Here is a 26,066-nt window from a genome sequence, read left to right on the forward strand (position 1 = left end):
ACTTAAAAGTGGTGAAAAGCTTAATTGATTACAGAATATAATTTAAGGAAGGTTTGAAAGAACGTAGATTTGCGGCAAAAAAAGCATTGAGTCATTATTTTCGCCCCAACCTATTGATTTTATTACGCCTGCTAGCTAACCTTGCTGCCCTTAAGAGGAGCAGAGTTGCTAAATGACACCAGCAAAAGAACTACCGATTGTCATTGAAAAATCCCAGGAAGAGGTTGAGCAGAGCATTGCATTGGTGCGCTCATCAAACTTACCTGAGGGAACAAAAACGTTTGTGATTGGGTGTATTAACCTGGCTTCCTGGATCCCGCGCGCACTGGTCGAGCATAAAATAACCGTATCCAATTTAAAGCGGCTTATCTTTGGCAAAGGAGATAAGACCACGAAACAACAAGACAAATCTTCAAAGGCAGAAGAGAATACCACCGATGCAGAAGAATCTGAAGCGAGCCCTTCAAATGATGAGAGCAATGAGCCCAAAGAACCCACAGGACATGGACGCCTTCCACATACTGCCTACATCAATGCACAGGAACACACCATTGCCTTAGAGTCCCTAAGTGCTCGACAACTATGCCCACATCACTGTGGTGGCAGGCTTTATTCCATCAACCCAGGTATCCTTATTAATATAAAAGGACAAAATCTAGCATCCGTTGATAAATACTGGATTGAGAAGCTACGCTGCGCTTTATGTAATGAAGTTTTTTCGGCCAATGTTCCACCCCATGTCGATAAAGAAAAATATCATCCAAGCTTCAAAGCCATGCTGGCCTTACAAAAGTACTACATGGCCATGCCTTTTCATCGACAAGAATATTTTCAATCGCTCATTGGCTTTCCCATTCCCTCCTCTACCCAATGGCAACTCATGGAAGAATTAGCTGGATGTGCATTGTTAGTATTCCCTGCTTTAGAGGAACTCGCGGCGAATGGCTCTTTAATTCACAATGACGATACGGTGCTTCGAATTGTAGATACGATTCGGCACAACAGACTAAACCCTGATAAAAAACGAACTGGCATGTACACCACAGGAATATTGGCACAAAACGGCGCCCATAAAATAGCACTCTTTTATAACAGCCAACGTCACTCTGGCGAAAACATGGAGCGCCTTCTTAATAAGCGCCATAAGAATAATGGCAAGGTCATCCAAATGTGTGATGCACTAAGTCATAATATCCCAGTGACCCATGACACCATTGTATGTAACTGCTTGTCTCATGGCTTTCGTAAGTTTGATGAGTTACAAACATTTTACCCGGAACACTGTTTGCCTATCATGAAATGGCTTTCTATTCCATTTAAGAGGGATGAGGAATCAAAACAACTTGGACATGATGAACAACAGCGTCTAGTCTACCACCAGAAGTACAGCAAAACTGCAATGCTTGAAGCCCGAGCGTACATGGAGAAACTGCTGTCATCCAAACAAGTCGAGCCTAATGATTCCTTAGGCAAAGCCATAAAATACATGCTGAAGCATTGGGAGAGACTCACCCGTTTTTTACAAACTCCCGGTGCGCCCATCCACAATAACGACATGGAACGAGGGTTGAAAATCCCCATCAGAGGCCGTAATACCTGGTTGTTTTATAAATCTGAATACGGTGCTATGGTAGGCGGCGTACTCACGAGTATTATTTATACCTGTGAGTTATCCGGTATTAACCCCTTTGAATACCTAATTGCACTTCAGGTTTACAAAGACCAAATTGTTAAAGAGCCTCAAGCCTGGCTTCCCTGGAATTTTGAGGCCACCAGGGCTTGGTTCGAATCATCACTAGCCGCCTAAGCAATAGAACGCCAATCGTCTGGAAGGCTTGCTTTTATGGGATGGCCTTGGGCAAGCAGTATCAATAACTCACTGGAACGTAATGGAACGGAAGGACTCAATCCACTAGGCCACCAAGCTAATTTGCCTCGACTAAACCGTTTCTGACAGAGCCAAAAGCCACTCGCATCATACACGAATAGTTTCACTGAGGTTCGCATGCGATTGGTAAAAACAAATACGGTACCGCTGAAGGGGTCATCAAGAAGCTTTTGTCGGCATAAGGCTTTTAAGCCATCGATGCCTTTTCTAAAATCAACCGGTTCAACAGCAAGTAACAACCGATGTTGTGGGGTAATCTGCAGCATCGTTACCCCATAAAATCCAGCATGAGTTTTGATATCCTACTCATCGGTACTGCGTTGATTTTCAGTATACTGCCACAGGGGCGATGAAGTTCAACACTACAAGGCGCATCGCTATTTGATAGAAACTCTGAATCAAGCCTCGTAGGTTTTCCTTTTACCTCAACAAACTGCGGACTAGTATTCTGGACAGGTACTAATTTTTTCCTGATTTGGATTGGACTAATTCCTAAATGACTGCCGATTTTCGATGGAGTATAATCACCCAATAGTCCCTTGACCTGCTCCCATAACTCATCGGGGATTTGCCCGCGCTTTGTTCTTGTGGCTCGCCAGTGCCTAAAGGCTTGTTTGACAGTTTCTAGTTTATTGGTGCCATTTATCATTAAGTCTCCTCCTAAAATCATTGAGGCTATAGGCTAAACAACCGCTCTGTCTTTAGTCACGCACGTTTGCCGAAAGTCCAGAATGATTGCAAAAAAGATGATCCAGATATGATTTCCTTAGCAATAACTGCACTTATTCATGATATTGGCCATGGCCCCTTTTCTCATACTTTCGAACAAATATTTAACGAAGCGTTAAAAGCAAACAATATTTTTGATTCGGAAACAAAAAAAATAATGGAAGTAAAACATGAAGACTGGTCAAATGTGTTCATTGATAGATTAATAAAAGAAAATATTATCAAAGAAAAATATAGTGAAACAGTCAAACAGATTTACCGTGTAAAGACTCATAAATTACATGGAATAATATCTTCACAACTTGATGTGGATCGTTTTGATTATTTATTAAGAGATAGCCATTTTTGTGGAGTTAGTTATGGGAATTTTGACTTATATTGGTTAATTGATTGTTTACGTATTTGCCCGATAGACAGTGTTATTTGTATTGAAGAAAAAGGGATTAATGCAGTTGAGCATTATATTATGGCAAGACGTTTGATGAATAAAAATGTATATTTTCATAGGATCAAATGCGCATATGAATTTATGCTAAAAAATGTTTTTAAATTAATAAAAAACCATATAGCTGAACTTTCTCAGATAACCCAAATCAACCATTTTCCTTTAATTAGTTTTTTAAATCATATTTCCAAAGATGAGGAGAAAAGCAAAGAAGAAATACTTAATGAATTATTTGATTATTATTGTAATATTACTGACTATGATATATGGTCATTATTAAAACAAATTGCAAATCTTAATTCGTTAAATACTTCTTTAAACGAAATAAAGTTATTAATATTTTTGTGCGATTGTTTATTGAATAGAAAATTACCTAGTATTTGTTCTGTTAAAATTGGATATTCTACCCTTGTTAAAAATAGAATTACTGAATTTATTAAGGACAATGCAAACAGTCTAATTAAATATATTATAGAATTTGAACCGCAAGATTTTGGTGTTTATAAAACTAAAGGTGAGGAAATATATTATTTGACTGGGGAAGGTTATAGAAATGTTCTTGCGAAGTCTTCTTTATTAAAGACCTCTCAATCAGAAGAAGTTAGATATTTATACAGAATAAATATATCCCACATTGACTTATGTGCGGACAATGAAGTTAATACTTATCTAAACTCATTAAGCTCATATTTAGATTGTAACAAATAAATTATTTTACCTTCTATCAGCGTTTTATTATGCGTTTATATCCTCCTTTATTTCTAGAAGTACAGATCGATTTCTGAAATAGTTTCTGGGTAATGCTGACCTTATTAAGATATAATTGTTGAATTGTTGTGGAATAATAAGGTTATAACTTAATGAAAAATAATGAGTTATCTATTTTAGAAAAACAGACTGCTGAAAATTTATCTCTAAAAGCATCAGAGTATATAGAAGTTGCTAGAACCAGAGTTCAACGCTCAGTAAACTCTGAAATGGTACAGGCATACTGGCTCATTGGCAGAGATATTATTGAAGCAGAGCAGAAAGGTCAGATTCGAGCAACATATGGAAGCCATCTTTTGCAAGAGCTCTCACATTATTTAACTAAAAAGTATGGGAAAGGATTTAGCGTTAGTACATTAAAAGATATTAGGCAATTTTACCTTGCTTACCCAGATTTACAAATTAGCCACGCAGTGCGTGGCGAATCTATAAAAACTGGCTTAAGACTGAATTTAGGCTGGATTCATTATCGGGCATTAATGAGAATTGACAGAGAAGAAGCACGACAATTTTATACAGTTGAAGCAGAAAAAAACTGTTGGAGTGGAAGAGAGCTTGAAAGGCAAATAAATAGTTTACTTTATGATAGATTAGCTAAAAGCAAAGATAAGGAAGGATTAATAAATCTAGCTAAAGAAGGTCAAGAAATTAATAAGCCGGAAGATGCTATAAAAGAACCAGTTGTATTAGAGTTTTTAGGGCTACCGGAATCAACGAAATTAGTTGAGTCGGAACTTGAAGAAGCTTTGATTAACAATTTACAGCAATTTTTATTAGAGCTAGGAAAAGGTTTCTCGTTTGTTGGACGTCAAAAAAGATTAACTTTTGATGGTGATCATTTCTATGCTGATTTAGTTTTTTACCATGTTATTCTTAAATGTTACGTTATTATTGATTTAAAAACCCGAAAATTAACTCACGCAGATTTAGGACAAATGCAATTGTATGTGAATTACTTCGATAAAGAAATAAAACAAAATGATGATAACCCCACGATTGGTCTGGTACTTTGTACTGAAAAGAGCGAGGAAATGGCTAGATATATGCTAGGAGATAAAGCCAAACAAATATTTGCTAGTAAATATCAATTATATTTACCGACAGAAGAGCAGCTTGAGAAGGAAATTAGAAGAGAAGTTTTAATTCTAAATCAACAAAAAGCAGAATAGAGTTGAGCTATGTAAAAAATTTTATTTTATTATGGAGCAAATACTTCCTCGCGTTGGATTGAATTATTTAAAATTCAGTAGGAAAAATAAATGCCACAATTAACACTTACTATTTCACATAATATAAACACTGATGTAATCAATTTTAAAAATCTGTTCAATCAGATTCATGAAGCTCTACGAGCTGTACCTAATATGGATGTAAACACCGCCCACAGTGGGGTTATTCAAGAAAGCTTTTTCTTACATTGGTTTTGACAATCCAAGAGCAACTAAAGTTTATCTCCATCTTTACTGGATGGAGAATGAAGAAAGAGCCGCAATAAAACCAGCTTTAGGAAAAACTTTGCTTGATATTCTTCAAAATCATATTGTTCCAGAAGTATTAGGGCAGGGATTGATATGTGTGCCAAGAGTTAGAATTGCTAATCTTGGGAATTTGAATAAAAGTTATTTCATTGGTGGATAATAAATTTCGCCATGTAATTTATGCTAAGTCTGATTAATCGTAAAAGTAGACTTTTGTTGGCCTGCAAATCTAAATAAATCATTTATGAATGAATATATAAATTTTTTTTAATAAGAGTGTATATAAAGGTCATTCGCCTATTTACTACAGTTGATTTTTAAAAAATAAGTTATAACATTGCAATTCAAATATTTAACAATTAATGAGTATTGTAAAAGGATATTATATGAAAGGGCAATTTTCTTCGAGCCTTCCTTTAGCAAAACTATCTATTGAGGAAATGCAGGTGGCAATTCCTAAATTAGATCGAGGAATCGACGCTCTTAAGGGTTTCGATATTAAAACTATATCAAAAGGAAACGAACCTGAAATTGTAGCTCTATCCCAAAGGATTAGCCGACTCATCATAGGGATATTTGGAAATGATACTTTTGAATATAATCAATATCATTCATTTTCGAACCTAAGCTATTTATCTCTTTCGCTGCACAATAATCCCTCCGATATAAGAGGAATAATAAGACATAAGGTTGAACATGCTATTTCTACCTTAGAGTCAATTAAGCAGGGTTTCTTAGAGGAGCTAGAAGAGATAGATAGATTGGGTTTTGGCGTTAGGGCCATTAAAGCATATGAAGGTCTAAGTTTACATCCAAAAATTGAAATTGCAGTGAACGCATTGTTTCTGGATGGCCATTATGCTAACGCTATTGAAGATTCAGTAAAAGCACTGAGTGAAATGGTCAGACTTAAATCAGGTTTTACGGAAGATGGTGTTGCACTAATGCAAAAAGCTTTTAGTCCAAAAAATCCCAAGTTAAAGTTTAATTTATTAGAAGATAGAAGTGATGAGGATGAACAAAAAGGCTTTATGGATTTGTTCACAGGAGCTGTTTCGGGCCTTCGTAATCCTCGTGCGCACAAAATTATTAAAGATGATCCAGATATGGGGTTAGAGTTTATCGCTTTTGTTAGTCTATTGGCTAAATTACTCGATAAGACACTTGTGAACGAAAATCATATGGCAACACCCAGGGCTATTACTCAATAATGGTATTGTAAGCCCATGGAGATATTTAAATAGCACCTATACCTGGGACTATAATTTAAACAGATCGGATTGAAACTAATTTAAATTTGTTACTAAAGCATTGAGGGGCAGGGGGTATATAACTTGTTAGGTCTGATTACTTGTCTAATCAGACCTTACTCTATAAATTGCCAGTTACATTAAATAACCGGCATATATTTGCCCATTTCTGAATCTTATGCAATACCTATAACACGCATTAACTAGATGAATTGAGAAACGGATATTATTATTCCCCAACAAAAAGCAACTATAACACCGAGAAAGATTAGTTCTGGAAGCTCTTTCAATATAGAGAACAACCCTCTTTTAGAGAATATAAATTTAACTGGCGTCAAAATTTTATATTCCGTATTTAAAGGCATTATATCCTCGCTTAATATTACAAATTTCTTAACATATGTTAATTAACTATCTATTCCAATAATCAAATGAATTAAATTGGTTGCCCGTATGCATATTGCTAAAGCTAGAATGATGATTAATTTGATGATGTATGGAGTGATTGTAATTAAATCCAAATGGACTACCACCAGCATCGTACGAACCAATCATAGGCAACCCAGTGACAGGATTTATTCTAAAAGTATCTTGTGGATGGTTATTAAATAATTGCTGTTGATCAATGGAATAATGATCACTATGCTTTACATCATGACCTTTAATAATATAAGGCAAAATATGTCGTTTAAAATATTCATTTTCCATATAATTAAAGTGTTCATCTTTTGATGCAATGGCTTTTTGATATTCAAGATAACCTGGTGGTGGTTCTAATACAAAATCTTTAATTCGGATGAGTAATTGAATTAATTTTTTTATACGATCAATTATCACATCCTTTTGAAAAAATAGTTTCATTTTTTTATCCTAGTTAGATAGCTAATTTATTCCTTCACAAACGCGCAAAGGCACGCGCTCTTTATTTATTCCATAGTCCATTGTTCTATCTATACTAATGGTAGTACTTCACAAGGGTGGTGCCTAGTTATATTTTCTGATTCTACACACACCACGCAATGTGATTGCTTTAAAGAATTTGTGCATAACCATATGATTTATATATAAATAACTAAACAACCTTTTAAAAACGAGTAATTTAAAGTAAAATCCCTATGTATACAATTGTATACATAGGCCCCTTGTAAAATCAATGGATATCAACTTAAAAATACAGTTGTATACATAAATAATACTATTGTATACTTGTATTGATTCAATAAATGAGCCCCTCTATGAAAGAAAATGATGTCATTACCTTACGTATTTCAGAATATGAGCGGGAGTACTTAAATAAAATTGCACATCAATTTGATTTACAAAAACGAGGCTCATCAGATATTTCGCCAGCCAAAGCATTAAAATTTCTTTTAGAATTTTGCCTGCATAATGAAATTTCACCACATAAAAAAAGTGAAAATCCGTTGCAAGATATAAGAAAAATGATTGAACAAATTCATGCATCCATACCCCATTTGATGTATCACAATCATTATCAAAGCTTAGTTATTTCATCCAATATTAGGCCTAGCGCTCCGGAACTTGCGCCCTGACGCAAAAATCTAGAAAATTAGATGGGAAAATCCCCAATAACATCATTATACTTATCTTGTGCATCTGCCAGGCTTAATTTTGAATATATTTCAAGAGAATCCCTTTTAGCATGTCCTGAGTAGGGTTGAATAAAGGCATCATCAATGTTTTGTTTCTTAAGCCAAGTAAATAAAAAATGTCTTAGTTTATGGGGGGATATGGAGCGCTCAATGCCAGCAAGTCTGGTATATCGCATTAGTATTTTTCTAATTCCACGATCGGTATAGTGGCGTCGAAAGCCTGATTCAAATAAAAACAGCCTGTTTTCATTTTTATATTGTTTTAAATGAAGCGCTAATGTTTCTTTAAATGCTGGTGAAAAAGGTACAACCCTATCTTTTTTTCCCTTACCCTGATTTATTTTTATTCGACAATTGGTTAAATCAATGTCGCATAACTGGATATTAATTAATTCACTGACTCTTATCCCTGTATAAAGTAAAACTTTAACAATAAGCATTGGTATGATGTCGTGAGATTCCCAAACAGTTTTATAAAAGAGTCTAATTTCATCTTCAGTTGGAACATAAGGTAAGCGTTTGGGCGTTGTTGTTACTTCGATATTAAGATTTTCTCTCACAAATCTGAATACATCGCGAAGATAATCATAGTTAGGGTTTTGTGCCTTAAGTAGACTTGAAACCTTTTGGGCCATTTTTTTAGCTGATATTTGTTCCATTATGCAGCTACCTTATAATCGAGGTGGGGTAACCTGGTGGATAAATCCAATGGAAATAAACCATACGGATTAACATGTTCATAAATAAGGGGAGTTAATGCTCGCTTATCTTCTTTTGTCAGTTGATCTTTTAATCCAAGCTCTTCGATAATTTGTTGAATCATTAATGTATTGATATAAACCATAGATAGTTGTAAAAGATGTAACGACATTACAGATAACGTTTGCGCTTTTTCATGGTTGGATGAAATTTCCCCAGCACGACCATAAAAAATGAACTTGCTAACGCCATTCCAAAGCTCAACTACATTTAATCCTTCTTGAATTTCTTGCCTGATAGATTCGTGCATTAAATAATTACAAATGAATATAGTTTTTAAAACTTTGCCTAATTGAGATAATGCCATATAAGTTGGATGTTTTAGGTTGTTTTGGTTAAAACGCCTGAGAATGGATTCTGGATCAGCATGACCTGCCTTCATTGCGGCAGTATATTTTACTATTTGGCTATATTGCTCTTTAATTAACTGCCAATTAATGGTATCAGTCAGAACAGCCTGTAGATTTTTATATTGTTGATAATCGCCCAGTTCGCATTGTGCTAATTTTTGTTTATTCAAATTGGCAAGCCGTGGCATCAAGGAAAAGCCTAAAAGATGCGAGAAGGCAAAACCAACTTCGCTTTGGCCATGAGTATCTACATAGTTTTTTTGAACGGACATTTCGGTACAGTGTCTTAAAACACCTTCAATCATGGCCGAAACTTCAGAGCTCGACACACTTTTTAGTTGCGAGTGAATGCAACTGGCATTTTTTTCAACATGCCAGTAAATCATCACGCCTCTTCCTCCATAGCGATTATGGTATTCTGAAATCAGATTTTGAAAGTAGGCTGAAAACTGCGTGGAATCACTGGCAACAGCTATTGGCATGCCACCCCATACCTCTTCTAACCTTATTTTAAATAAGGCATTTGCCACTTTACTCTGTGCATTTTTTAAATTATCAGAGGATAAAAAGTAATTCTTAATATGTCGAAGCTGGTAGTCGGTGACATGTGGATTTCCAGCGCACATATGTTTTAACCCAACATTTGTACCCATTCCATAGATCGTGAGCAAGATCCTTTCTGAAATTTCGTTTGGTTTTAAATACGTTTTCTGGCCATAAGAAATAAAATCATGGGTAAACCGATTTTCCAAATCGACTTCTTTAAACATATCAATTAAATTGGTTCCCTCCCATTTTTCTTGTAAATGTTTTTTTATAATTCCAACGCTTTTTGATTCTGCTTGAGGTGTAAGTGGTGTGACAATAATACGACCGCCATTTTGAGGGCTTATTCGAACATTTGGATTTTTGGGAATGGTGTCATTTAAAGCCGTTAATGCACCTGTTAATTTTTTCTTTAATTGTGCAATAAATACCTCTCCATCAAGAGGTAAAGACAGATTATCAAAATATTCTTCTTTATTCTCTTCAAAATTATTAGGCAAATCCTCATCTGGGTTTCGGTGTTTGAAAGATCCCTCAATCCATATTTCACGGCATCTAATCCTGTCTGCAAGTTTTTTTAAAACATAGACTTCATAACAAATTCGTTTAATTTTTCCGGTATGGGTATCAACAATGCGTTTTTGCCATTTATCTGGCAAGCAATCCATCGGTACATCTTCATTATCTGGAAAATAAACTTTGTTGCTATCAAAATATTTTTTGATGAGTGCCAATGCATCGAGTATTGGTTGATGCTCTGAGTTATTAGAGCGAAAAACCACATTTTCTAATAAAGGTTGGACCATACGTCGATAATAACTTGCGTAAGAGCTCCTAATCTGTTGATGAAGAAGACTCTGGTACTTTGGTCCTTTTTTCTTATACTCGTCAATAATATTTCTTAATTTATCCTGGCCAACAATAGGAAAAATTTTATCTCGTATCGTTCCATCCGGCTGTTCCAGGCATGCCTCAGCTATATTAAAAAGGATAATATCTTTACCGTAAACTTTTTTTACACTATTGATAAGCTTTTTAACGACACGTTTTTCTGATTTATGAATCACATTACGGATAATGCGATTGAACATATCAATTATTTTATCAGTAAGTTGCTCTTTTCTAATGTGGCTATGTATCAGCAAATGAGCGCATCGGTTATTATCGGTCATTTGCTTTAAGTCACTAGGATTTAAACGAGTAAATGCGTCTGAATAATGGAGAATCCTTTTTCTTGGAATAAGTCTAATGGTGGCTAGATCAAAGTTAAATCGGTGCACTATGGATAATTGTTCCATTAAGTCCAACATTGATTCAAGTGATGGATTATTAATCTCTTTATTTATCCATCCCAGATAGGATAGTCCTTCTTTATAGGGTAGTAATAATCCATTCAACTGTGCTTCACCTTCTGGTGCTAAGGTGTTCTTTAGTTTTTCAAACAACTCATTCTCAAAGGCATTAGTGGCATCAAGAATAATTCGCGCCATCGTTTTTTCTTTAAATGACTCGATGCCTTTTTCTTTTAAATAATGCACGGCAAGGGTTTTTATCTCTTCTTCTGCTAAATAATTGGTTGGCAATAACTCGTTTTTAATCCATCCTTCGAGTTCTTTATAATGTGCTTTTTTAGAGAATGATGTATTAAAGTATTTTCTAATCAATGAGATATAATTATCATAAGTTCTTGATGATACTTTGCTTATTGTTGGAGGAACATCGAGCAACTTAGCCAGTTTATTAATAATAAAACTGGGCACCTTTGTCAGGTCATCGATAAATTGATGACTCCCTTGGTACCATTTAAATAACAAAGCAAATGCTAATTGCTTTGTAGCATGTCGTGTTTTTATAAAACTTATTTCTTCCTGAGTTAGGTCAACAGCATCCATCGTTATCATCATATTTTACTCGTTAAGTCAGTTCCTAGAATAGCCAGAGTCGGAACTCAAGCGGCTATTTCTTATTAAAATTTTCGTTGTAATCTATCTAAATCGAGTGGTAATATCAACCACAAAATTAAAGTAGGAACTATAGTTAAGAGGATTTATCGATGTATCATGAAAAAATATTTTCATATGGAACATTGCAGTTTGAAAATGTACAAATCGCAAATTTTGGTCGTAAGCTTGATGGCTGTAAAGATATTTTATCCGAATTTGAGTTATCAACTTTAGAAATCAAAGATCCTGATGTTGTTGCAACAAGTGGTGAAAAAATACACCCAATTATCACGTATACCGGGAATCCTGAGCATCAAGTAATAGGAACGGTTTTTGAAATAAGCTTCGAAGAGTTAATTCAAGCTGATTCATATGAAGTTTCAGATTATAAACGAATCAAAGTTCAACTGGATTCTGGAGTATTTGCATGGGCTTATGTAAATGCTGAAATAAGTACAGACAAAGCTCAAAAAACTGCTGTCTCCTTAGGATGATTAATAATGAATTTATTTGTAGTATATATTGGTGGCAGCCATCCTAATTCTCTAATCGAACTCCATGATATCCGCTTTATAGCGGCTAACACTATTGAAGATACCTATGATGCTCTTAGAAAAAGCTGGTGGGGCTTACCAAAAAGCTTACATATAGATGCATGGGGCATTTTAAATTATGCGGATGGACATAGCATTCAAATTTCACAAGAGCAACCAGACGATCATAGTAATAAATTATTTTTCGTAAACTTAGGTGGTTACGATAAAAGGCAATTTACTGAATTACATAAAAATATTTTTGTAGTTGCTACTGATGAATTTACAGCAAAACAAAAAGCGCTAATGCAAATTTCTGATTGGGAATCCCCTCATCGTGATTATTTGTATGAAGTAGATAATTTACTTGATCTTAATTTGTTACTTAAAAATGAAGGTTACTATTTACATTTAAATGGACAGGCCGAGTCTAAACCGTTTGAATTTACATGTAGTTATAATCCAATTGGTAGAATTTAAGTCATTTAATTTAGTTATTCTAGATTTTGCATCAGGGCGCAAGTTCCGGAGCGCTAGGCCTTGAAGGGCAATTTAATCCCGAGTTTGCTTTAACACCACTTAAAGAGCATGGCATAAAAAATTATTTACTGATTTGCTTACACACGGAGCAAGCCATACGAGAGCATCGGTTGAGTGTACTTCGCAATCAGCCTGAGTTAGCAGATATCCACATGAACAATTGGGCTCTATTTCTTAAAGAGAAAACTATTGAAATGGGTGGCATTATTCTTGATTCTTCGCAGGACAGCATCAATATGCTTGTCATGGAACTTATGGAGTTGGTTAGGAAAAAATTGCAGCTTGAGATTGAGTGTAAAGAAATTTCATTTTCTTATCCCGGATTGTCCAATCTCCTTGAACCAAGCGTTGGATGCCCAACACCTGAAAAAATGGAACAAGTACTTCTATCCTATACTCAATCTGGCCAGCATCTTGTAGGGGCGTTTTTAAAAAATGACTTAGTTGGTGTGATTGGTCTTCATTTAGAGGAGAGTTTTGCCATAATCAGACATATTGCGGTAATTGAAGCATATAGAAACCAAGGAATAGGTAAGAACATGCTGATGTATGCACTCAATCATTTTCCAATACAAACGCTTCGCGCTGAAACAGATGATGAGGCTTACGGTTTTTATCAGCAATGTGGATTTCGATGTGAGGCATTTATGAATAAGCATGGTAAACGTTACACCTGCTATTTAGACAAATAATCTTAGAGGGCTAGAGATGCGCCGTAGAGAATTAAATTATTCTGATGAACAGCTGATGGATTTTTTATATCAAGGCTATCAGATTATGGCCTCAGAGCTCCATTTTGTTGCGGTGGGGTCTTTTTATGGATTTGTTATTTCGACGAATACGACTAAAAAATATTTTCTAAAAGTTTATCCTGAAGGCCAATCGCTGGTTCCAATCCATCCTACAATTGAATCACTTAATCAGACCGGTATCGCTTTAAATCGATTCAGAAACGAATTTGGCATGAAGAACTTGTCTTATATGATTTCAGATGTTCAGGGTCATTATTGTTTTAGGAGCAATAAATTGATTTTGACATTGTTTGACTACATTGAAGGGATTCATCCAGCCTATACGCCCAATCAGCTTTTGGCCGATAAAATGGCTACTCTTCTATTTCAATTACATCAAATTCCAGCTCATGAGTTCTCATTTTTTGAAATAGAACATTTTGATATCAATTATGCATTAGGGATAAAGGGTTGGATTAACAATGCAGTTGAGGTGATTGAGAAAACGCATGCAGAATCGATGTTGTCCCAACTAAAACGTCATAAAAAGCAATTGTTACAAGGACTATCTCAATTACAAGAATGGAAAAAGCAGTTCAGTCAGCAGTCAATCCCTTTTGCTTTAACTCATGGTGACCCTCACCACTATAATGTACTACAAACTCCTTTTGATGTTTGGTTGGTTGATTGGGACGGAGTTAAAATTGCACCGATTGAGAGAGATCTTTGGCATTATGAACAGGCTCCATTGACTGAGTTCTATTTAAAATTAAACCCCAAATGCAGCATTAACCATGAATTGTGTCGATTTTATCAGCTTCAACGATTCTTTGAGGATGGACGCTATTATCTTGAACAGGTTTTGACTGGAAAAAATAGAACTGTTCAGCAGTCAGAAGAGGATAAAAATACTTTTTTAACTCATTGGGGATGGTCATACTGCGTGTAGTATTAGAGCATGTAGCCTTGCCAAGAAAGTTATATTTCACTATCCAGGATTTGCTTCTTAGCTAATAAATAAGTTTTTCGCGTTGTTGGCATCAATCGTTCAATGGTGTAACGGAGCATGGTTCTTGGCATTCGATACGCATGGCGATTTAAAAATTCGATGAGGATGGATTGGTTGCGTTTCCCGACTTCTCTTAACATCCAGCCTACTGCCTTATGAATTAAATCATGATGGTCACACAGCAGTTTTTCTGCAAGTTTCAGCGTACATTCAAAAGAGTCGTTTCGGATAAAATACCAACGCTGTGCGCCAAGGAAGGCTGAAAGCCGAGGCGCATAGTCCGCGATAGAGTGCGATTTACGCAGACAGCCCGTAGGGATGCGGAGTAAATCTTTATGCAGTCGTTAAGTCGTTGGTGTAGGCATACGCTTTGCTCGTTCAGAGCAAACGTGCCGGAAACAGGACGCTCGCGGTCTTTAACCTGTCGCGTTGGCGAGTGAATTCTGGGGACTTGGATGTCCCAGAATTTTTAACGAGGTAGCGACACGCTTGGTGGCGACTATCGCTATACGTTTTTCCCAAAGGTTAGTGCTTTTTGCCAGTGTGGACAGGAATGTTTTATCTTCTTTTAATAAATGGGCACCAATAATCCAGTGAGCTGAAGCATCAACCAAATTCCAGTTATTAACCTGATTGATGTGAGTTAAATAAAATTGAAAAATCGTTTGTTGTAGGTCTGCATCTCCTTTTTGATAACGGGTTACTAAAATCAACAAGGCTAATAATCGCTCTTCATTGATGGGTGAATACAGCAATTCTTGTAACAAGATAAGAGGTAACTCCTGATAGCGTTTGGCAATTTTTCTTAAATCAGGGACGCTAACTCCTATAAATTGGTCATGCTCCGCATAATCACCTGGTCCAGTTTTATAATAGGTTGCCTTTTGCTCTGACGCAGGCTTTTTGAGTGGCTCAAGCTCGCTTTGAAGTGTTATAAGTGAATCTATTATTGGGGTTGTTGTCATATAGTAGTGCTCTTATGTTGGTTACTTAATGCCTATATACACTGCGCTTTCAAGAGGAGTTCTATAGAGCTCAAAATCAGTAAGATAGCTTCGTTGGTATTTTGATGTCTCATTAAAATAGTTCCAAATAGTTTTCCAAGCTTTAATGATTGCTGAAGGAGTAGTCCCTGCTGCTTCAAAAACCAGATAATCTCCTGCTTTTATGATGACTCTATCCCAGTGTGTGGCTTTGGACTCATTCGGAATTTCTATTCCTGCAGTTACTGTATAATATCCTGATGAGTCGGATTCATAGCGATGATACACGCCATAAACAGGGGTATTTTGTTTTATTCCTTGGGCTTTCGAGGCATAAAATTGTTCCCAAAGATGAGGCAGTTGTGCTTTTTGAGGATTAAACTCCTCCTCATTTTTTGTTCTCACACTTATTCCAGTTACTGTCAGTGCTTGAATTTGGGTTAGTTGAGGTATAATAGCAGTCATAAGAAGCTCCAAGTAGATTTTTTTAATTAATATAAGCTTGCATGGCATGGGCAATGATGCGCTTGTCGTGTTCACTGATTTTTAATACGCCAAAACGAAATTGATATCCCCAATTCTTGGTATTTTTTGTTAATTCCAGCGATTCAATCAGTGTATGTATTGAAACATCAATCGCTTTATTGGACCAAAGCACACTGCGTCGAAAAGGATAAAAACCATTGCCCATATCCACTTGATAAGGTTCGCCGGGTAGAACTATTCCAATTGCCGTAAATGCCTGCACTTTCTTGGTGCCGCCAAAGTGCGAGGTTGGCGAGTAATAAATAATACAATCGTCTGCTTTTATTCTTTTTAAAGGTGCAAGTTTACCATGGCAAACTTGCATAAAGCCTCCTTCCATTCCAATTCGCACGTGGGAAGCACAGGCGACAGCGAGCCAGTTTTGATTCATAGTCATTTCTTTGAAAAAAAGCGAATGCGATGGCCATCTGGGTCGCAGATTACAAAGGTATAACCAAAATCCATGTGAGTCAGTTCTTGTATTATTTTAAAATCCTTATTTTGATAATTTCCAAAAAGTTCATCAATCGTTTGTTCAGAGCCAACCAAAATGGCGAGCTCGCTACCACCACCAAGCGTAGTGGGGGCCGGTTGGGCAGAATTTTGAGACCACAAACCTAATCGTAAGCCAGATTTTAATAAAAACATCACATAGTCAGGCTCGGTGTGTATAGGATGTGCAGTGAGTAATTCTGAATAAAAATGAGAACTTTTTTCTATATTGCTCACATAAAATAGAACTAAATTGGGATCGAACGACATGCTTTCTCCTGTTTTTTATTTTATTAACTGAAAACTACGCAGATCTATCTAACCCACTGCTAGTGCGGATTTTTTCACAATTCAGAGGTCGTTCATCTCCATCCTTATGGTGAATAGGTTACTTTTTTGTTCTAAACTTGCTCATTTATCCTGCAAGAAACATCGTCGGACACTGTTTCAAGTAATGCAAAACCCGCTCTAGGAGTGGGTTAGATAGATCTGCGTAGTTTTCAGTTATTAACCTGTTGGAGAATATACGGCAGGGTCGTGACAGTTTTTGTCAGCATCATTCAATAGGATGGGGGAATATTATGTAGGGTACGCCATTTCTTTAAAAGGAATTGCCGTGTTGAAGAATATTTTTGCTCTTTAATGGATAATTGAAGAATTCTATCGGTCCTGAAGTGACGAAAATCCTGCCTTAATTCACACCAAGCCACCATAAGATGCACTTCATCAAAAAAACCGAGCGCGATAGGCCAGAGTATTCGTGTCGAATGATTGTTTTGTAGATCTTGATATTCTACTTCCATCTTTCGCTCTAAACGTATTGCTTTGCGAATGAGAATAAGATCACTATCCTTACTTTCAATACATTTTCCTGGAGGGACTAACAGCCCCGAAGTTTCCAGTTGCCGTTTTAAATCAGAAGGCAAAACTGCTGAAATTTTTGCAAGCACATTTTGAGCAGCAGTTTTAAGTTGAGTATCTGCTCGTTGTGCAACCCAACGTGATCCTAATACCATTGCTTCAATTTCATCATCTGAAAACATTAAAGGAGGTAACATAAATCCAGGTTTTAGCACATAACCGACACCGGGCTCACCTTCGATTGGCGCGCCAAAGGATTGTAAGGTTATTATATCTCGGTAAAGAGTTCGTAGGCTCACGCCTAATTCTTCTGAAAGATTTTTGCCACTAACGGGTAATCGATGACGTCGTAATAATTGAATTAAATCAAATAAACGTTCAGTTCGGGACATGTTGTGCTAATTACTGCTGCCAAATTATGTCAGTAGTATATCATGAATGCTCATAGAAATACGAAGTCGCTTATTTTGGTTATTACTAATGACAACGAATTTTTTGGGTTAATGGATATTCTCAAGAAACGTTCTAAAGCCATCGGCGATCGGGCTATTCTGATTGGGATAATAGGCTTGGTAGGCTTGTCGATCCACACTCAGTATAAACTGATTAGATGCGAGTATATTCCAAAACAGCCGGATTTGTTTGGCTAAAAGGAACGCACTTAATAGCTGTTCCTTTGTCGCTAATCCTAACCAATTTTCAAGGCAAGCATCTTGAAGTTGCTGGTAGATTGAATCATCTTCTGTTACTCCATGGTGAGTAATCGATTGTTCCAGAGAGGTATGCAACGAAAAAAATGGATGAATGATAGCGGTCTCGCCCCAATCAACAAACGTCATTCTTTTAGTATTTGGATCAAGAAGAACATTCTTATCATGAAAATCATGATAACCTATGGTTTCAGGGATCCTAAAGCTTGCTAATAATTTGCACTGAGCTGAAAATTTCGGACTTAGACTGTGTAATGTTTGCAATTCTTTATCCGTTAGACCCTCTGCTTTTAAAAAAGCAGTTTGTTTTAACATGTGATCATAAAGAAAGGGTAATTGATTTAATTGCCAATCAGGTACGCCTAGTTTGAGAAACCTTGCGATGCAATCTTCTGCTCTGCGTTGGATTGCGGTATATTGCTTTATTGCTTGGCATAATAGCTCTGGCATGAAGTTAGTTTTAAGCGTTTGACGCAAAGAAATACCTGCATCTCTCATTAGAAAACAATGTAAATCATTGTTGATCTCGATTACATCAGGCACATTGGCATGGAATTGGGAAGATAAAAGCCGAATGATCTTGGGCTCATTGGATAGAAATAAGGATGGTGGTGTTTGTTTTAAATAAAAATTTTCTGTTGATGTTGCAAAGCGGATCATATGAGACCATGGTGTTGACAATACAATTTCTGGCGAGTGTTCTATTGAGTAGCCATTAGAAACTAGGCAATCGGTTCCCCATTTAAAAAGTGGTAGTAGATTATTCATTTTTGGAAGTCAAAATGAATAAAGAAATCTATGAGAAATACTACAAGTCTCGCTCAACATAAAAAATGTTCCTTATATCTTTATAAAGAGAATAGTACATGGAAAAGCAGGGTAGTAGTTTCTCAGTTGGTCTGAGCTTTGTATAGTAAAACAGGATAAAATAATAATGGAACAGCAAAATCATTTACCCATACCTGTTTGGTGTAAACAAAAAAATAATGCATTAATTCTTAGTTTATATATTCAACCTGGTGCCAAATGCAATCAAGTAATAGGTGTTGTTGGAGAAGAGTTGAAGATAAAAATCGCAGCACCTTCTATTGAAGATAAAGCCAATGTGGAATTAGTACGATATCTTGCGTCCTTGTTTAAAGTCTCTAAAGGTCAAATCAAAATAAAGCGAGGCCTTAAGTCTCGACACAAGATCATTGAAATCATTGATTGTGGTGTTGATGCGGTTCAGAGGTTAGTCAATGTCTAGATTATACTTATTATCTGATTGAATAACGTAGCTTTTTAGGCTATGATTGAAGCTTAATTGGCTTCAATATAAAAAATCATGTTTGATACTTCAATATTGTTTTCTGAATATCGTCAGCGTGTGCTAGCGCTTTTATTGCTTCATCCTGATGAGCGTTATCATGTCCGAGAGATTGCACGGTTAACGAATACTACTGCAGGTACACTTCATCGAGAACTATCCAGGCTAGCTCAATCTAAAGTACTCCTACGTGAGCAGAGCGGTAATCAAGTTTACTATCAAGCCAATCGAAATTTTCCTATTTATATGGAGCTTGCTAGCATTTTAAAGAAAACGTCTGGTTTGGTGGATGTTTTGTTTGATTTTTTAACGCCATTAGCTGAAAAAATTGAAGTGGCTTTTGTTTTTGGTTCTGTGGCCAAAGGAACCGAAAACCTGGGAAGTGATATTGATGTGCTTATTATTGGTGAGATTGATTTTACAGAAGTAGTTGCGGCTCTTTATGCTGCTCAAGCTAGTTTAGGGCGAGAAATTAACCCCAAAATATATTCCAGGGAGCAATGGAAGGCATCTTTACAAAAACAAGACCTTTTCATTCAGGAGATTTTAAATAATCCCAAACTATTTATTATGGGAGCTCTGAATGACCTTGAATAACCTAATTGGCATCAGCCTGGAAAAAATACCGCATCACCCAGATACAATAAAACGGCTTTTGCATGCGGCTGAACGTAATATTGTGGATTCAAAAATTGATTTAGTCAGCGCAGAAAATCGATTTGATGCTGCTTATAAAGCAATTATGCAAATAGCAAATGCAGCACTTCAATCTCATGGATATCGAACCTTGACCTCTAAACCAGGACATCATCAAACGATGATCCAGTTATTGCCCCAGACCTTGGGTATTGATAAAAAAACAGTAATTATATTGGATGCTATGCGTAAACAACGCAATATTGCGGATTATTCTGGTGATATTATTCCTGAGAGTGCAGTAATAACTTGTATTGCTCAAGCAGAAGCATTATTAAAAGATTTTAAAAAGTGGTTGAGTGTTAATGATGGAAAACAACCGTGATGTAAAACAACAGCTCAATGAATGTCTTGATGTACTAACACAGATTTTAGGCGCAGATCTTTTGGGTGTTTATCTTTATGGTTCTTTTCTTGTAGGTGGTTTGCAAAAATACAGTGACATTGATTTATTTGTTGTAACAAATCGTACTACAACCTTAAAAGAAAAGATGAAGTTGACTACCCATCTTCTCCAAATATCAGGCATCTACATGAAAAGTACGAAGCCACCTATAGAAATCACCCTTGTGGAAAGGGCCGCAATCAATCCTTGGCATTACCCTCCTCTGTTTGATTTTCAATACGGTGAATGGCTTCGTCCATCATTTGAAATGGGATGTTTTGAACCATGGCCTGATCGTGAAATGCCCGATCTTGCGCTGATTATCACTCAAATCTTATTGAAGAGTCATACATTACTGGGGGAAAGACCGGAACATCTATTAGCCCCTGTCTCATATAACGACTTTATAAAAGCGATGCTTCATGATCTTGAGAGACTTTCAGCTGAGCTTGAACAGGACACTCGAAATGTATTACTAACCTATGCACGGATTTGGAGTACGTTAGAAACTAATGAGATTCGATCGAAACCTGATGCAGCCGATTGGGTAATTGAGCGCCTTCCAAAAATGTACCAGCCTGTGATGAACAGAGCGAAACACATATGTATTGGTTTGGAAGACGAGTATTGGGATGATATCAATGCACTTGTAAAATCCTGTGCCGATTTTATATTAAGTAAAATTACCGATCAAAAGTTATCAATAAATCTAAAAGATCCTTGCACCTTAATCAAGTTAGCGTAGATAATAAGGCCAGAGACTAATATTTTTGCCTTTAGTATTATTCAGTGTAATAAAACTAAGAAAAATCACAAACAGAAGATCTGCCCTCAACCTCTTGCTGCTCATTAAGAACGGTATCATCTATTATTGATACTTGTTTTTGTCCTTGTAAATGCTGTCTCATTTCTTGAGTTGGATTTGCTCTGATATTTTTATTCATAGGCAATCCTTCTCGTAGAGACAACCACTGGCTTGTAACACTTAAATCTCCAACTACAGGTTCTGCAATTGCCCGAAAAGCTGCTGGCCCATTAGCACTATTAGTGAGACAAACAACAGCTTCCTCAGTGGTAAGATTAATCGCAGCCAAATTTCGCCCAGTTCCATTATCACCCCAATGAAAGGCAATAAAACTATCATCGGGATTATATTGTAAGCCAATCCCGACACCCCAAGCTATTTGGTTTAAAATATATGGAGGTACTTTATCTTTCGCTTTAGTATCTTTGCCGGCTAAACTTGGGACAACTGGAACACATATTTCTTTCTCTTCTGACTTCTTCATCCCAAACATTTCCTTACGTATAAATTCATCGATAGTACATTCCCGTAAAAATTTCACATAATCCTCAGCAGTTGTGTATAAAGAACCCGCCGGGTGTACGATATAAAATTTTTGCCTAAGATCTACTGAGCCATCTGAGTTATGACCTATTGCTATCATTGCAGCATTTTTTGGGGAATGACCAACAATAGCAGTCACAAGAGGCAATTCACGTGCCTCAACGGATATGGGTTTTGATAACCAGAAAGGACTATTTGGTATGTCGGTAAAGCGCTTTTTCATTGCTTCGAGGCTACTTTCTTCAACTTGACTGGAATCTTTTTCAGTGATTTGTATCTGGCCATCTGCTGCTCTTTCTGCGACAAATAATTTATCTTGATGATAAATGATACTCAATTGACTATGCCTATCTAATGTATCTTTTAATAATGCTTTTATGGTTTCGGGCATTGGTTTTGGAGCGTCATCTGGAAGTTTAATGAGGCTACAACCGGTTGGTGGCATGAAACTGCTGTTTGGCATACCAATCCGCTCAAATACTTCTTGCGCCAAAGTTTCCAGTGATTTTTTGGTGATGTTTTGCACCACCTCACCTAAAAATTGATAAGCCACACCGGAATAATTAAACTTTTCCCCTACATTAACTTCAGGAATAAATTCTGGTGATGAGGATTCATTAGGTAAAGCGGCTTGATGAGATAGAATCATACGTGCAGTTAATTGTTTATAATTTTCATGGGATCGTATTTCTGGAGGTCCAAAATGGCCGTATTTATGGAGTGGGGTATCTAAATTAATTTTTCCATCTTGTGCTAATTTTAAAACAATGTAAGCAAATACAGGTTTACTTAATGATGCGGCTTCAAACACAGTTGAATTTGTGACTCCTACGGATTGTGTCGTAATCGTTCCTTGTTTCGAAATGATTGCTGTAGCAATGCCTGGAATATGATGTTTTTCTTGTAATTTTTCTAAAGAGCTCGTTGGCCTTTTAGAAGCAGATTGCGTGTCTAATAATTCATTAGAGGATTGGAGCTCATGGATTAAGTTAACTGAATGAGTAATCAATAAATTTTTATTCATTAAACGTTGCATAAATGCATCATAGCAACTTTTATTTGGAATTTTTATTTCTAATCTATTTCCTGTGCGTTCGGCTTTTATAGAGACTCCAGTAAGTTCAGGTTCTTCTCTAAATCGATTCAATTCTTGTTCAATTGCATTAAGTAGTTCATTTTGTGCTTTTTCATGTGACTTAGATTCAATAGGAATACCAGAAATGTTAATCAAACCAATTCCAGTATCAGCAGTGATTGATATTAGGCTATCTGGGTTTTGATAATTAAAAATCATTTCTTCATAATCAGATACCCAAAGTTGGCTTTCTTTTAAAGATGTAAATACGGATTTCAGACTAGGTTTATCAGAAGTCAAAGATAAATCTGTTTGGGATGTCTTATCTTCATCAACACCCGAATTTTCTCCTGAACTACCGCCAGATTTACCGTGCCCTTTACATATAGGCATACCATTAGCTCTACACATTCCACAAGGATTGTTATCTAGTTTAGTACGGATATCTAAAATACTATCAGGTTTATTCTCAAAATTTATTTTAGATTTCATAATTTCTCCCGACACATTTATCCCTTAGCTATGATCTTCAAGTTCATAATCATTGTTCAGAATAAAGATTAACCTACTTGTTATTATACTGAGTTACAAAAATTTATTTGTATATAAAATGTACATTCATGGCGTGTGTTTGCTTACCTACTAATATCTATGTAACACTGAACTTAAAAAGCAATTCAGACTGAATTTGTTTAGAGAGTTTTCTTATTTAAAGAGGCTTAGACAGAACGAATGAAAGATAAATCAATATTGCTTGTAGAAGATAACGTTAAGCTAGCAAATTACCTCAAAGAAAGCCTACAAGAAGCGGGCTATGATGTTTCTATTGAAAAACGGGGTGACAGAGCTGTCTATCGCATCATTCGTGAGCAACCTGAAATAGTAATACTAGATATAATGCTGCCTGGCATGAATGGAGATCAAATATGTCACACCATTAGAGATGACTATTTGGGAAAAATACTTATGTTAACAGCAGTTAATGATATTGAAAGTGAAGTATCTTCTTTAAACTTAGGAGCAGATGACTACCTAACAAAACCTGTTGCAGACGAGGTTTTAAAAGCAAGGATAGAAGCATTATTACGTAGACCTAATTTAGTTAATAATCAAAATCAATTTCAATTCGGCAATTTTTCTATCAATTGTAGTACTAAGAGTGTTTATCTCTTTCATCAAGAAATTTCAATAAGTACCAGTGATTTTGAAGTTCTTGCTTTATTGGTTAAGAATCATGATAGGCTCCTTAGTAGAGATAGCATTATGTATGCTCTTTCTGGGCACGAATATGATGGGGTTGATAGAGCTATCGATTTAAAAATATCACGTTTAAGAAAAGCATTAAATGATAATAGTAAAAAGCCTTATCGTATAAAAACAATCCATAAAAAGGGATATGTATTTGTATCTGCGGCATGGGAATAAACATGTTTAATCTTTACGCCAAAACAATCACGCTGTCGCTAGTAATATCCCTATTAATATTAGGTGGTTTTTACTTTGCTTATTTTCATTTTATTAATTTAAATCGATCAACAATAAATCGTCTCTTTGTAAATGGCAATTTTGTGGTTATTCAACAACTACTTAAAAATACCCCACCAGCTTCATGGGGAGAGGTAATTGATTCTATTCAGCCAGCTGATAGGCCTAAAGCTAAAATACTCAACATGGATGAGTTAAAAATTTCGAAAGAACAAAAAGAGGATTTAAAAAAAGGTAAGATAGTAATATTGACCGGACCTGTGCACTATTTCTTAAATTATTTCTTACCAGATATATTTGCTTTGCAAAAAATAGGAAACACGAAATTTGTGTTGCAAATTCAAGATAAGGCAACGATGTATACTACCATTCAAGATAATACCATATGGATGGTTCATCTTATTGCAACTAAGCTTGAAACCTCCAAAAAAAACAATTGGCCCAAAATTATTAAGTATTTCCAGTCAATATATAACATTCCTTTACAAATTGTATCTATGGATAGCAAGCAATTACCCTTAATTATTAGGAAAAACCAGTATATCAAGGGATTGCAGTATGAGCCCCCTAAGTCTGATGGGTTTATTACAAAAGTTTATTTTAAGTTTGAACATCTAGATAAGATACTCATTCTAGGCCCTATTAATTACCCGAAATATTTAATTAATGTACCTAAAATGCAGTTTTACTACTTGATAAGTTTTACGATTTTAACGATCTTGATTGTGTTTTTGTCTACCTGGATATTTAGTCGGAATGTTAGAAAGCTACTTGGATTAACTAATGATTATGGCAAGGGATTATTTGATAAAAAAGTTAAATTTAGCAGGTTTTCTATTCTTTATGGTGTACACAATAATATTGTGAGTATGGGAAGTAAAATAAAGGGCTTAATGAAAACGCAACAAAATATGTCTCGTTTTGTGGCTCATGAAATTAGAACTCCGTTATATACGATGCAATTGGCTTTAGATGCAATGGAAAAATCGTTTAAAAATAAAAAGGATCCTACGAAGCATATGAATAGTTTGAGGGAGGACATTAAAGATCTAAATAAATTAGTGAGTTACTTTTTAATCTATTCACAAAGCACAAGTAATGAAATGAAAATAAAAAAGCAATCATTAGATATAAAGAAATGGCTTTTTGAATTGGTCAGTACCCACCAGGGTTATGATTTAAAGGTTAATTTAGAAGTATTTGATGATGAAAAAAGCATAGTTAAATTTGACCCAGATTTATTAAAATTGGCTGTTAATAACTTAATTAGTAATGCATTGAAATTTGCAAACAATGAAATACAGCTATCTTTAAATTTAAACAATGATCAAATGGTTCTCCATGTTGATGATGATGGGTCTGGGATTGAGGATGAGAATAAGCAACTTATATTCCAATCATTTGTAACGTTAGCAACAGGTGAATCTTTTGGTAAACACATTGGATTAGGTTTAGCGATTACCAAGTCGATAGTTGAACTACATGGAGGGCATATTACTTTAGAGGATTCTCCTATCTTATCGGGATCAAGGTTTAGTATTTATTTGCCTATTGTTTGATGACAGATGAGTTATGCTCAAATACTCATCTCTAATGGTATGGCATGTTTGATCTC

Annotated in this window: 30 protein-coding genes; 17 read left to right on the top strand and 13 right to left on the bottom strand. The window is 35.8% G+C overall.

The window, feature by feature from the left end; translation table 11 throughout:
* The first annotated feature begins 172 nt into the window (after window positions 1–172).
* Window positions 173–1,807, top strand: coding sequence for an IS66 family transposase (locus EKG34_RS05685; protein ID WP_080619883.1), 1,635 nt, complete (start codon window positions 173–175; stop codon window positions 1,805–1,807).
* On the opposite strand, the gene tnpB is transcribed toward EKG34_RS05685, so the two are convergent.
* The gene (gene tnpB, locus EKG34_RS05690) at window positions 1,804–2,154 is read right to left on the bottom strand and encodes an IS66 family insertion sequence element accessory protein TnpB (protein ID WP_080619884.1); all 351 of its coding nucleotides are present in this window, start codon (window positions 2,152–2,154) and stop codon (window positions 1,804–1,806) included. The genes EKG34_RS05685 and tnpB overlap by 4 nt on opposite strands.
* A gap of 2 nt (window positions 2,155–2,156) precedes the next feature.
* Window positions 2,157–2,537 (bottom strand): hypothetical protein, encoded by a 381-nt coding sequence (locus EKG34_RS05695; protein WP_105166061.1) that lies wholly within the window; start codon window positions 2,535–2,537, stop codon window positions 2,157–2,159.
* A gap of 108 nt (window positions 2,538–2,645) precedes the next feature.
* On the opposite strand from EKG34_RS05695, the gene EKG34_RS05700 reads away from it, so the two are divergent.
* The 5 genes from EKG34_RS05700 to EKG34_RS05715 all read left to right on the top strand — a co-directional run bounded on the left by EKG34_RS05700 (window position 2,646) and on the right by EKG34_RS05715 (window position 6,519).
* Window positions 2,646–3,770, top strand: a complete 1,125-nt coding sequence (locus EKG34_RS05700) for an HD domain-containing protein (protein ID WP_080619885.1) — start codon at window positions 2,646–2,648, stop codon at window positions 3,768–3,770.
* A 152-nt stretch (window positions 3,771–3,922) separates the two neighbouring features.
* A complete protein-coding gene (locus tag EKG34_RS05705) occupies window positions 3,923–4,999 on the top strand; it encodes a PDDEXK nuclease domain-containing protein (RefSeq protein WP_080619886.1) in 1,077 nt (358 codons plus the stop codon).
* A 90-nt stretch (window positions 5,000–5,089) separates the two neighbouring features.
* A complete protein-coding gene (locus EKG34_RS18545) occupies window positions 5,090–5,257 on the top strand; it encodes a hypothetical protein (RefSeq protein ID WP_223800075.1) in 168 nt (55 codons plus the stop codon).
* Window positions 5,258–5,297: 40 nt separating this feature from the next.
* Window positions 5,298–5,468, top strand: coding sequence for a hypothetical protein (locus EKG34_RS18550; RefSeq protein ID WP_223800074.1), 171 nt, complete (start codon window positions 5,298–5,300; stop codon window positions 5,466–5,468).
* Window positions 5,469–5,694: 226 nt separating this feature from the next.
* The gene (locus EKG34_RS05715) at window positions 5,695–6,519 is read left to right on the top strand and encodes a TIGR02391 family protein (RefSeq protein ID WP_165391539.1); all 825 of its coding nucleotides are present in this window, start codon (window positions 5,695–5,697) and stop codon (window positions 6,517–6,519) included.
* Between the two features lie 450 nt (window positions 6,520–6,969).
* Here the strand turns inward: EKG34_RS05715 and EKG34_RS05720 are convergent, their stop codons facing one another.
* On the bottom strand, window positions 6,970–7,419 hold the full coding sequence (locus tag EKG34_RS05720) for a hypothetical protein (protein WP_080619888.1): 450 nt from the start codon (window positions 7,417–7,419) through the stop codon (window positions 6,970–6,972).
* Window positions 7,420–7,793: 374 nt separating this feature from the next.
* Between EKG34_RS05720 and EKG34_RS05725 the strand changes: the two genes are divergently transcribed.
* A complete protein-coding gene (locus tag EKG34_RS05725) occupies window positions 7,794–8,111 on the top strand; it encodes a hypothetical protein (protein WP_223800073.1) in 318 nt (105 codons plus the stop codon).
* Between the two features lie 17 nt (window positions 8,112–8,128).
* Here EKG34_RS05725 and EKG34_RS05730 read toward each other — a convergent pair whose 3' ends face one another.
* The gene (locus tag EKG34_RS05730) at window positions 8,129–8,830 is read right to left on the bottom strand and encodes a tyrosine-type recombinase/integrase (RefSeq protein ID WP_080619889.1); all 702 of its coding nucleotides are present in this window, start codon (window positions 8,828–8,830) and stop codon (window positions 8,129–8,131) included.
* Window positions 8,830–11,730, bottom strand: a complete 2,901-nt coding sequence (locus EKG34_RS05735) for a Tn3 family transposase (protein WP_080619890.1) — start codon at window positions 11,728–11,730, stop codon at window positions 8,830–8,832. Before EKG34_RS05735 ends, EKG34_RS05730 begins: the two co-directional genes overlap by 1 nt.
* A gap of 149 nt (window positions 11,731–11,879) precedes the next feature.
* On the opposite strand from EKG34_RS05735, the gene EKG34_RS05740 reads away from it, so the two are divergent.
* Genes EKG34_RS05740 through EKG34_RS05755 form a run of 4 tightly spaced genes read left to right on the top strand, consistent with a single transcriptional unit; the run spans window position 11,880 to window position 14,522 of the window.
* On the top strand, window positions 11,880–12,263 hold the full coding sequence (locus tag EKG34_RS05740) for a gamma-glutamylcyclotransferase family protein (RefSeq protein ID WP_080619891.1): 384 nt from the start codon (window positions 11,880–11,882) through the stop codon (window positions 12,261–12,263).
* Between the two features lie 6 nt (window positions 12,264–12,269).
* Window positions 12,270–12,782: a DUF1543 domain-containing protein gene (locus EKG34_RS05745; protein ID WP_080619892.1), complete on the top strand. Its 513-nt coding sequence runs from the start codon at window positions 12,270–12,272 to the stop codon at window positions 12,780–12,782.
* A gap of 26 nt (window positions 12,783–12,808) precedes the next feature.
* Window positions 12,809–13,534: a GNAT family N-acetyltransferase gene (locus EKG34_RS05750; RefSeq protein WP_080619893.1), complete on the top strand. Its 726-nt coding sequence runs from the start codon at window positions 12,809–12,811 to the stop codon at window positions 13,532–13,534.
* A gap of 16 nt (window positions 13,535–13,550) precedes the next feature.
* Window positions 13,551–14,522: an aminoglycoside phosphotransferase family protein gene (locus tag EKG34_RS05755; RefSeq protein ID WP_080619894.1), complete on the top strand. Its 972-nt coding sequence runs from the start codon at window positions 13,551–13,553 to the stop codon at window positions 14,520–14,522.
* 29 nt (window positions 14,523–14,551) lie between these two features.
* Here the strand turns inward: EKG34_RS05755 and EKG34_RS05760 are convergent, their stop codons facing one another.
* The 7 genes from EKG34_RS05760 to EKG34_RS05790 form a co-directional block, all read right to left on the bottom strand.
* Window positions 14,552–14,923, bottom strand: a complete 372-nt coding sequence (locus EKG34_RS05760) for a DNA alkylation repair protein (RefSeq protein WP_319014226.1) — start codon at window positions 14,921–14,923, stop codon at window positions 14,552–14,554.
* Window positions 14,924–14,998: 75 nt separating this feature from the next.
* Window positions 14,999–15,547, bottom strand: a complete 549-nt coding sequence (locus EKG34_RS05765) for a DNA alkylation repair protein (RefSeq protein ID WP_223800072.1) — start codon at window positions 15,545–15,547, stop codon at window positions 14,999–15,001.
* Window positions 15,548–15,568: 21 nt separating this feature from the next.
* Entirely contained in the window at window positions 15,569–16,030 is a 462-nt protein-coding gene (locus EKG34_RS05770) for a GyrI-like domain-containing protein (protein ID WP_080619896.1), read from the bottom strand.
* 22 nt (window positions 16,031–16,052) lie between these two features.
* The gene (locus EKG34_RS05775; RefSeq protein WP_080619897.1) at window positions 16,053–16,481 is read right to left on the bottom strand and encodes an EVE domain-containing protein; all 429 of its coding nucleotides are present in this window, start codon (window positions 16,479–16,481) and stop codon (window positions 16,053–16,055) included.
* Between the two features lie 2 nt (window positions 16,482–16,483).
* A complete protein-coding gene (locus EKG34_RS05780; RefSeq protein WP_080619898.1) occupies window positions 16,484–16,852 on the bottom strand; it encodes a VOC family protein in 369 nt (122 codons plus the stop codon).
* 290 nt (window positions 16,853–17,142) lie between these two features.
* Window positions 17,143–17,835, bottom strand: coding sequence for a helix-turn-helix transcriptional regulator (locus tag EKG34_RS05785; RefSeq protein ID WP_080619899.1), 693 nt, complete (start codon window positions 17,833–17,835; stop codon window positions 17,143–17,145).
* Window positions 17,836–17,943: 108 nt separating this feature from the next.
* Window positions 17,944–18,921 carry a phosphotransferase gene (locus tag EKG34_RS05790; RefSeq protein WP_080619900.1) on the bottom strand — a complete coding sequence of 326 codons (978 nt, stop codon included), beginning with the start codon at window positions 18,919–18,921 and terminating at the stop codon, window positions 17,944–17,946.
* A 166-nt stretch (window positions 18,922–19,087) separates the two neighbouring features.
* Here EKG34_RS05790 and EKG34_RS05795 point away from each other — a divergent pair, with 166 nt between their 5' ends.
* From EKG34_RS05795 to EKG34_RS05810, 4 genes are all read left to right on the top strand, one after another.
* A complete protein-coding gene (locus EKG34_RS05795; RefSeq protein ID WP_080619901.1) occupies window positions 19,088–19,402 on the top strand; it encodes a DUF167 domain-containing protein in 315 nt (104 codons plus the stop codon).
* Between the two features lie 78 nt (window positions 19,403–19,480).
* Window positions 19,481–20,059: a nucleotidyltransferase domain-containing protein gene (locus EKG34_RS05800; protein ID WP_080619902.1), complete on the top strand. Its 579-nt coding sequence runs from the start codon at window positions 19,481–19,483 to the stop codon at window positions 20,057–20,059.
* Window positions 20,046–20,483, top strand: a complete 438-nt coding sequence (locus EKG34_RS05805) for a DNA-binding protein (RefSeq protein ID WP_080619903.1) — start codon at window positions 20,046–20,048, stop codon at window positions 20,481–20,483. The genes EKG34_RS05800 and EKG34_RS05805 overlap by 14 nt, the downstream gene beginning before the upstream one ends.
* Window positions 20,464–21,288 carry an aminoglycoside adenylyltransferase domain-containing protein gene (locus EKG34_RS05810; RefSeq protein WP_223800071.1) on the top strand — a complete coding sequence of 275 codons (825 nt, stop codon included), beginning with the start codon at window positions 20,464–20,466 and terminating at the stop codon, window positions 21,286–21,288. The genes EKG34_RS05805 and EKG34_RS05810 overlap by 20 nt, the downstream gene beginning before the upstream one ends.
* 55 nt (window positions 21,289–21,343) lie before the next feature.
* On the opposite strand, the gene EKG34_RS05815 is transcribed toward EKG34_RS05810, so the two are convergent.
* Complete coding sequence (locus tag EKG34_RS05815) at window positions 21,344–23,458, bottom strand: serine hydrolase domain-containing protein (protein WP_080619904.1); 2,115 nt, start codon at window positions 23,456–23,458, stop codon at window positions 21,344–21,346.
* Window positions 23,459–23,698: 240 nt separating this feature from the next.
* Here EKG34_RS05815 and EKG34_RS05820 point away from each other — a divergent pair, with 240 nt between their 5' ends.
* Window positions 23,699–24,391 carry a response regulator gene (locus EKG34_RS05820; RefSeq protein ID WP_080619905.1) on the top strand — a complete coding sequence of 231 codons (693 nt, stop codon included), beginning with the start codon at window positions 23,699–23,701 and terminating at the stop codon, window positions 24,389–24,391.
* A 245-nt stretch (window positions 24,392–24,636) separates the two neighbouring features.
* Window positions 24,637–26,010 (top strand): sensor histidine kinase, encoded by a 1,374-nt coding sequence (locus EKG34_RS05825; RefSeq protein ID WP_165391540.1) that lies wholly within the window; start codon window positions 24,637–24,639, stop codon window positions 26,008–26,010.
* Window positions 26,011–26,066: the final 56 nt, after the last annotated feature.

The sequence above is a fragment of the Legionella longbeachae genome (genome assembly GCF_004283175.1).
GTDB lineage: Bacteria > Pseudomonadota > Gammaproteobacteria > Legionellales > Legionellaceae > Legionella > Legionella longbeachae.